Consider the following 6,714-nt stretch of genomic DNA (forward strand, 5'->3'; position numbering starts at 1 on the left):
GCTCCGGGTCGCCATGCCGCGTCATCGACACCGCCCATCCGTCGTCGTCTTCGTTCTTGATGACGCGCGCGGTCCAGCGCTCGTCGCTCCACAACTTGGGTTCTTGGATGGGGGCAATCGGTTCGGTCATTGACATGGGGCTAGAAGTTGGAGGCGCGAATGCGCGCCGCGATGAGTTCGTGTGCCTAAGGGTACCGAGTCTGCGACCGTCTCGTGCGATGCGCATGGTCTTTGGGCGCGGTGCCGCTGTCGAGCCGTAGGTCTTCTTTCCCCGCGCCGATCGTCTGCAGTCCGCCACGAATCGGTCGTATATGCACACGTCGCCGAAGTTCGGCTTTCGCTGCGAGCCGGGCGGGCGCGATTTGGCCGTTCGGCGGCGACAGTGGACTTGGTGGCCGATCATTCGATGCCCTGAGCCAACTCGGGATGGCGCTCGCGCCATGCGCGCATGGCCTGTCGGTAGCGGTCCATGGCGAGGTTGTGCAGGTCGAAGATGCAAGGCTCGCACCCGTTGCCGCAGCAGTCCTCGAAATCCGGCTGCGGGGGAGGCTGTGGCTGTGGGTCGGGCGCGGTAGACGGCGTCATGGTCGAAGGCATTTGTGCTGCGAGCTGGGCTACCTTGGTCGGTCTAGTGGAACGCCTCGACCTGCCGAGTGCAGCCGTGTGATCGCCAGAGGATACGATCCTGCCCCGCAGGATAGCGTCAGGGGCCGGACGTTTGACCGTTGTGCCCGTCGTCAATCAATCTCGTTTCGCTCGATCTCCTGAAGTATTCGTTCCCGCAATGACATCAGCGTGGGCGCGAGGTTGCTCACCGTCAGGTCAAAGTCCTCAACCGTGGAAACGCTGAGGTTGAGCGCGTAGTGCGAGCCGTGCACCGTCAGCGACGTGGCGACGGCTACCACCTCGTGCTGCCAGCTCGCCGCGCACCAGCCTGTGCTGTCCATACTGCGCAGCGCGGCAGAGATCTCCAGCCCGAGAGTCTTCCACTGCGCTCCCCGCAATCGCCGGAAATGTTCCAAGAGCGCCTTGCGGCGCGCCTCTGGCGCGGCGTGCAGGTGGGCGCGCCCCAGCGAGGTCAGCTCCATGGGCACTCGCTGGCCCGACACGACCGAGCGCAGCGAAGGCCGGCGGTTGTAGCGGATCGACTCGAGGTAGACCATCTCGTCTCGGTCGGGCGCCGCCAGGCCGACATTGATCCGGTGACCCTCGGCAGTGGTGCGCATTAGCGGCGCCGCGGCAGCCAGCACCGTCGAGCCCGCGCGCATGGCATGTGCCAGGCTGAGCACCGATGGCGCCAGCCGGAAGGCGCGCGAGGGTGGGTCGGGCTGCAGCATACCGGCGCCCACCAGCGTCTGCGTGAGGCGGCTCACCGTGGCTTTGGAAAGGCCCGTGCGCTCGGCCAGCTCTGCGTTGCCGAGCAGCGTGGAGCCGGGGCGGAAGGCGCGAAGGATCTCGGTGCCGCGCTCAAGCGAGCGGTTGGCGGGCGACCGGCCCGGCTTCTCGGCGTCAAGCGCACGGGCGGATGCGTGCTTTCCCTGGTCGTCGGAAGCGCTGCGTGTCATGCGGCTGGAGTGTAGCGGGGGCTCTCGCCAATTCCACTCCTTGGAATTCGGTGGGTGCGCAATAGGTGATGGCGACCTAAGCTTTGCATCACTGGCGCGGGCTCCGGCCCGCGCTCCTGACCAGCCCTTCGAACACAGGAGACATGCATGACATTCCATCCCGTCCGGGCACTGTTCGCCCGCCTTGCCACCGGCCTCGCCATCAGCGCGATCGCCGCGGGCTCCGCGCTGGCGGGCTATCCCGACAGGCCCATCAAGATGATCGTGCCCTTCGCCCCCGGGGGCGGCACTGACAGCATCGCGCGCACCCTGGGCGCCGCCATGTCACAGACGCTGGGCCAACCGGTGATCATCGATAACAAACCCGGCGCGGGCACCATCATTGGCACCGACTTTGTCGCCAAGAGCGCACCGGACGGCTACGCACTGGTGGTGGCGACCTTCGCACACGCCGTGAATCCGAGCCTCATGGCCAAGCTGCCCTTCGACACCGACAAGGCCTTCTCCCCGGTGGCGCTGCTGGCGCGCGGCCCCAACATCCTGATGGTGCGGGCCGACAGTCCCTACAAGTCGATGCAGGACGTGTTGGCCGCCGCCCGGGCCAACCCGGGCAAGCTGACCTTCGCCTCGCAGGGCAACGGCACCTCTGCGCACCTGGCAGGCGAGATGTTCAACAACCTTGCCAAAGTGCAGATGACGCATGTCCCCTACAAGGGCGCCGGGCCGGCCATGACCGACCTGCTGGGCGGTCAGGTGGACATGATGTTCGCCACTGCGGCCGCCGCCGCGCCGCAGATCGCGAGTGGTAAGTTGCGCGCGCTGGGCGTGACGACATCCAGGCGATCGCCTGCCCTCAAGGACATTCCGGCCATCGCCGAGAGCGTGCCCGGCTACGCCGTGGAAAGCTGGTATGGCATCTTCGTGCCCGCCGGAACCCCGGCCGACGTCATCGCGAAGCTGAATGCCGCAGCGAACAAGGCCACGCAGGACGCCGAGTTCCGCAAGCGACTGGAACCCGAGGGCCTGAGCGTCTCCACGGGTGCGCCCGCCGAACTCGACACCTACGTGCGTGCCGAAGAAGCCCGCTGGCGGAAGGTCGTCAAGGAAAACAACCTCAAGATCGACTGAGCCTGCACGACCCGAACTTTTCTCCCCTACGGATTCCGCCATGAGCACTTCCCTGATCGACCTGCGGGTCGAGGATGGCATCGCCACCCTCACGTTCAACCGCCCGGACAAGCGCAACGCCATGAGCGACGACATGCGCACCGAATTCATCGTCGCGCTCGAAAGAGTGCAGGCCGACAAGGCCATCCGGGCCCTGGTGATCACCGGCGCGGGCAGGGGCTTCTGCGCCGGCGGCGACATCGCCGGCATGGAGCGGCGCATGAGCGCACCCACCGGCGAAATCGCCTTCAACGGCTGGCACCGCCAGCAGCGCGTGCACTACACGCAGACCCTGCTGCACACCATGCCCAAGCCGGTGATCGCGGCAGTGAACGGCGCCGCCTCGGGCCTGGGTGCCGACACGGCGCTGGCCTGCGACTTCATCATCGCCAGCGAATGGGCCAGCTTCAGCTGGTCGTACATCCACCGGGGCATCGTTCCCGATGGCGGAGGCATGTACTTCCTGCCGCGCCGCGTGGGCCTGCCGCGCGCCAAGCAACTGATCTTCACCGGTCGCAAGGTGGAGGCGGACGAAGCGCTGGCCCTGGGCATCGTCGACCGCAAGACCAGCGCGGACCGCCTGGTGGCGGATGCCCAGGCCTGGGCGCGCGAACTGAGCCAGGGCTCGGCCACCGCGCTGGCGCTGGGCAAGCGCATCCTGGACCAGAGCTTCGAGCTGTCGGCCGAGCAGGTGTTCGCCCATGGCAGCCAGGCCCAGGGAATCTGCTACACCAGCAGCGAGCACCGCGAAGCGGTGATGGCCTTCCTCGCCAAGGCCTCGGCCGCCGGCAAGGCATGAGGAGCGCGACATGAACGCGATCAACCGACTCCTCAAGCCCCGCAGCGTTGCCGTCATCGGCGCTTCGGCGGATCCGGCCAAGACAGCCGGCCGCCCGGTGTCCTACCTTCTCAAGCACCAATTCGCCGGCGCCATCTATCCGGTCAATCCGAAAGTGGCCGAGATCGGTGGCCTTCAGTGCTACCCCGACGTTGCCTCGCTCCCCGAAACACCCGACGTCGGTATCGTGCTGCTGGGGGCCGAGCGCGCGCATCTCGCGGTGCGTGACCTGGCGGCGCGTGGCACCGCGGCGGCCATCGTGCTGGCCAGTGGCTACACCGAGACCGGCGAGCAGGGCGCACGGCGCCAGCAGCAGCTGATCGAGGCCGCGGGCGCAATGCGCATCCTGGGCCCCAACACCATCGGTCTGGTCAACCTCAGCGACAACATCGTGCTGTCGGCCTCCGGCGCGTTGGAGATGGACCACTTCCCGCAGGGCGCGATCGGGGTGGTGTCGCAAAGCGGCGGCATCCTGGGTTCGCTGCTGTCGCGGGCGGCGGCGCGCGGCATCGGGCTGTCCAAGCTCATCTCCACCAGCAACGAGGTGGACCTGGAGCTGTCGGACTTCATCGATGCGCTGGTGGACGACGACGCCACCCGGGTCATTGCGCTGTACGTCGAAGCGGTGCGGCACCCGGAGAAGTTCCGCGCTGCGGCGCTGCGGGCCGCGCGCGCCGGCAAGCCCATCGTGGCCTTCAAGATCGGCCGCTCGGAGGCCGGCGCGCAGGCGGCCGTCTCGCACACCGGCGCGCTCGCCGGTGCCGACCGCATGTACGACGCCTTGTTCCGCCAGACCGGCGTCTTCCGCGCCCAGTCTTTCAGCGACCTGCTGGACATTCCGGCGGCGCTGGCCAGCGGGCGCCACCTGCGCGGCAAGCGCGTGGCCATTCTTACCTCCACCGGCGGGGCCGGCACGCTGGTGTCGGACAGCCTGGGCGTCGCCGGCTTCGAGACCCCCGCGCCGGACGAGGCCACCGCGGCCGCGCTGCGCGCACTGCAGACGGGTGACCATGCCGCGCTGGACCGCAATCCGATCGACGTCACCCTGGCGGGCCTGCAGCCCGATCTGCTGCGCGGCGCCATCCGGGCGCTTCTCGAAAGCCCAAGCTACGACGCGCTCGCGATCATCGTCGGCTCTTCGGGCCTGGCGATGCCCGAGCTGATGGCCGGCGCCATCCAGGACTGCCTGCCGTTGTCGGACAAGCCAGTGGTCGCTTTCGTGAGCCCGCATGCGCCCGAGGTAGCCGCCCTGTTGACGCAGCGCGGCGTGCCGGCCTTTGCCGCACCGGAAAGCTGCACGGCGGCGCTGGCCAGCATGTTGCATGCGGCGCAACTGCGGGCGCCTGCCGAACAGGCTCAGGCGGATCCGATGCCGGTCGAGGACCTTCCTTCGGGCTCGTTGGACGAGGCGCAGGCCAAGCAGCTGTTCGCGCGCTTCGGTGTGCCCTGCGCGCAAGAGTTCGTGGTCCATTCCGCCGAAGAAGCGCAGCGCGCCGCGCATCAGCTGGGCGGCCGCGTGGTGCTTAAGATCCTCTCGGGAGAGATCACGCACAAGAGCGACGTGGGCGGCGTGGCGGTCAACCTCTCGCCCGAGCAGGTCGGCGCCCGCCTGCACGCCATGGCCGACGAGGTCGAGAGCCGTGCCCGCGTGCGCCCGCACCGCTTCTTGGTGCAGGAGATGGTGCAGGGCAGCACCGAGCTGATCCTCGGTATCCACCGCGACGCAATCGGCACAGCTATCCTCCTGGGCATGGGCGGCATCACGGCGGAACTCTTCAAGGACACGACGATGCGTCTGCTGCCGTCGCAGGGGGGCCTCGACCGGGATGAAGCGCTGGCCATGGCGCGCGAGCTGAAGACCTGGCCCCTGCTCGACGGCTTCCGCGGACGGCCCGTGGCCGACGTCGAGGCGCTGGTGGATGCGATCGTGGCCTTCTCGCGCATGGCAGCGCAGTTGGGTGATCGACTGCTCGAAGCCGAGGTCAATCCCATCTTCGTGCTGCCCAAAGGACAGGGCGTGCGCGCGGCGGACGGCGTGGCTGTGCTGCGTTGAAGGCAATGAACGAAGTTCCCGCTTTCGACGACCCGTTGCTGGCCCGCCTGCGGGCAATGGAGCGGGTCGAACGCGTGGACTTCGGCGGGGGACGGGTCTGCTGGCGGCGCTTTGGCGATGCCGGACCACCGCTGGTGCTCGTTCACGGCGGCCACGGTTCGTGGCTCCACTGGGCTCGCAATGTCGAAGACCTGGCGACGCGCTACACGGTCTGGGCGCCTGATCTGCCCGGTTATGGTCACTCCGACGAGCCACCAGGCAGCTCTGTGGATGCGCTGGTAGACGCCACGCTTCGATCGCTCGACACACTGGTACCCAAGGAGCAGCCGCTGCGGCTGGTGGGCTTCTCGTTCGGGGGGCTGGTGGCAGCCCATGTGGCCGCCCGGCGGGACGGCGTCTCGCACCTCGGATTGCTCGGCCCCGCTGGCCATGGCGGGCCACGCCGCCCGCGCGGCGAGCTTCACGCATGGCGAGGCCTCGAGCCGCACTCATCCGAATGGAACGAGGTGATGCGGCACAACCTGCTGATGCACATGCTGCACGATCCCGCCCAGGTAGATGCGCTGGCACTGCACATCCACGGCAACGCTTGCTTGCGCACACGCTTTCACAGCAAGACCGTCTCGCGCAAGGGTGGGTTGTCGACGCTGCTCGAGCGCCACCGGGGCAAACTACTGGCGGCATGGGGTGCCCATGACGTCACGCTGGATCCAGGTTTTGTGATGTCGTCAATGAGCGGGCGGTTCAACCAACCGCAACTGAAGGAGATTGCAGGCGCCGGACATTGGGTGCAGTTCGAGGCCGCGAAGGCCGTCAACGAGCTGCTGCTTTGCTGGCTCGAAGGTGGTGCTGTTGAGGGCGAATTCAGTGCCGCAGTGAGAACAGCTTGTGCGGAACAGCAAGCCGCCTTGATTCATCCGCCTGGAGTCGACCCATAGGAGTCCGGATAGCACTGAGGACCGGACGTTCGGTCGAGATCCTCGGAACGTCCGCAAACGTTTAGGTTTGTCCGACATCTGCCCGGCCTGCAAGACGAGCCTGCGCATAACACCGACCTGAGGGCAGGTGTTGGACAAGCCTCGAGGGAGGAA

At 67.6% G+C, this 6,714-nt stretch carries 6 protein-coding genes; 4 read left to right on the forward strand and 2 right to left on the reverse strand.

Annotated elements, in window-relative coordinates; all coding sequences use genetic code 11:
• Positions 1-399: 399 nt before the first annotated feature.
• Both BM345_RS29310 and BM345_RS29315 read right to left on the reverse strand, forming a co-directional pair.
• Positions 400-597, reverse strand: a complete 198-nt coding sequence (locus tag BM345_RS29310) for an oxidoreductase-like domain-containing protein (protein WP_093387324.1) — start codon at positions 595-597, stop codon at positions 400-402.
• Between the two features lie 140 nt (positions 598-737).
• Positions 738-1,565, reverse strand: a complete 828-nt coding sequence (locus BM345_RS29315) for an IclR family transcriptional regulator (protein ID WP_093387326.1) — start codon at positions 1,563-1,565, stop codon at positions 738-740.
• Between the two features lie 147 nt (positions 1,566-1,712).
• On the opposite strand from BM345_RS29315, the gene BM345_RS29320 reads away from it, so the two are divergent.
• Genes BM345_RS29320 through BM345_RS29335 form a run of 4 tightly spaced genes read left to right on the forward strand, consistent with a single transcriptional unit; the run spans position 1,713 to position 6,561 of the window.
• Entirely contained in the window at positions 1,713-2,693 is a 981-nt protein-coding gene (locus BM345_RS29320; protein WP_093387327.1) for a tripartite tricarboxylate transporter substrate binding protein, read from the forward strand.
• A gap of 40 nt (positions 2,694-2,733) precedes the next feature.
• On the forward strand, positions 2,734-3,531 hold the full coding sequence (locus tag BM345_RS29325) for an enoyl-CoA hydratase/isomerase family protein (protein ID WP_093387329.1): 798 nt from the start codon (positions 2,734-2,736) through the stop codon (positions 3,529-3,531).
• A gap of 10 nt (positions 3,532-3,541) precedes the next feature.
• The gene (locus BM345_RS29330) at positions 3,542-5,623 is read left to right on the forward strand and encodes an acetate--CoA ligase family protein (RefSeq protein ID WP_093387331.1); all 2,082 of its coding nucleotides are present in this window, start codon (positions 3,542-3,544) and stop codon (positions 5,621-5,623) included.
• Positions 5,624-5,628: 5 nt separating this feature from the next.
• Entirely contained in the window at positions 5,629-6,561 is a 933-nt protein-coding gene (locus tag BM345_RS29335) for an alpha/beta fold hydrolase (protein ID WP_093387334.1), read from the forward strand.
• Positions 6,562-6,714 lie beyond the last annotated feature (153 nt).

Origin of the sequence: Variovorax sp. OV329 (assembly GCF_900114785.1) — a bacterium.
Taxonomy (GTDB): Bacteria; Pseudomonadota; Gammaproteobacteria; order Burkholderiales; family Burkholderiaceae_C; genus Variovorax.

Excerpts from the sequence above, each read along its gene's own strand:
- BM345_RS29335 (WP_093387334.1), top strand. The coding sequence starts at position 5,629 with ATGAACGAAGTTCCCGCTTTCGACGACCCGTTGCTGGCCCGCCTGCGG.
- BM345_RS29320 (WP_093387327.1), top strand. The coding sequence starts at position 1,713 with ATGACATTCCATCCCGTCCGGGCACTGTTCGCCCGCCTTGCCACCGGC.
- BM345_RS29325 (WP_093387329.1), top strand. The coding sequence starts at position 2,734 with ATGAGCACTTCCCTGATCGACCTGCGGGTCGAGGATGGCATCGCCACC.
- BM345_RS29315 (WP_093387326.1), bottom strand. The coding sequence starts at position 1,565 with ATGACACGCAGCGCTTCCGACGACCAGGGAAAGCACGCATCCGCCCGT.
- BM345_RS29330 (WP_093387331.1), top strand. The coding sequence starts at position 3,542 with ATGAACGCGATCAACCGACTCCTCAAGCCCCGCAGCGTTGCCGTCATC.
- BM345_RS29310 (WP_093387324.1), bottom strand. The coding sequence starts at position 597 with ATGCCTTCGACCATGACGCCGTCTACCGCGCCCGACCCACAGCCACAG.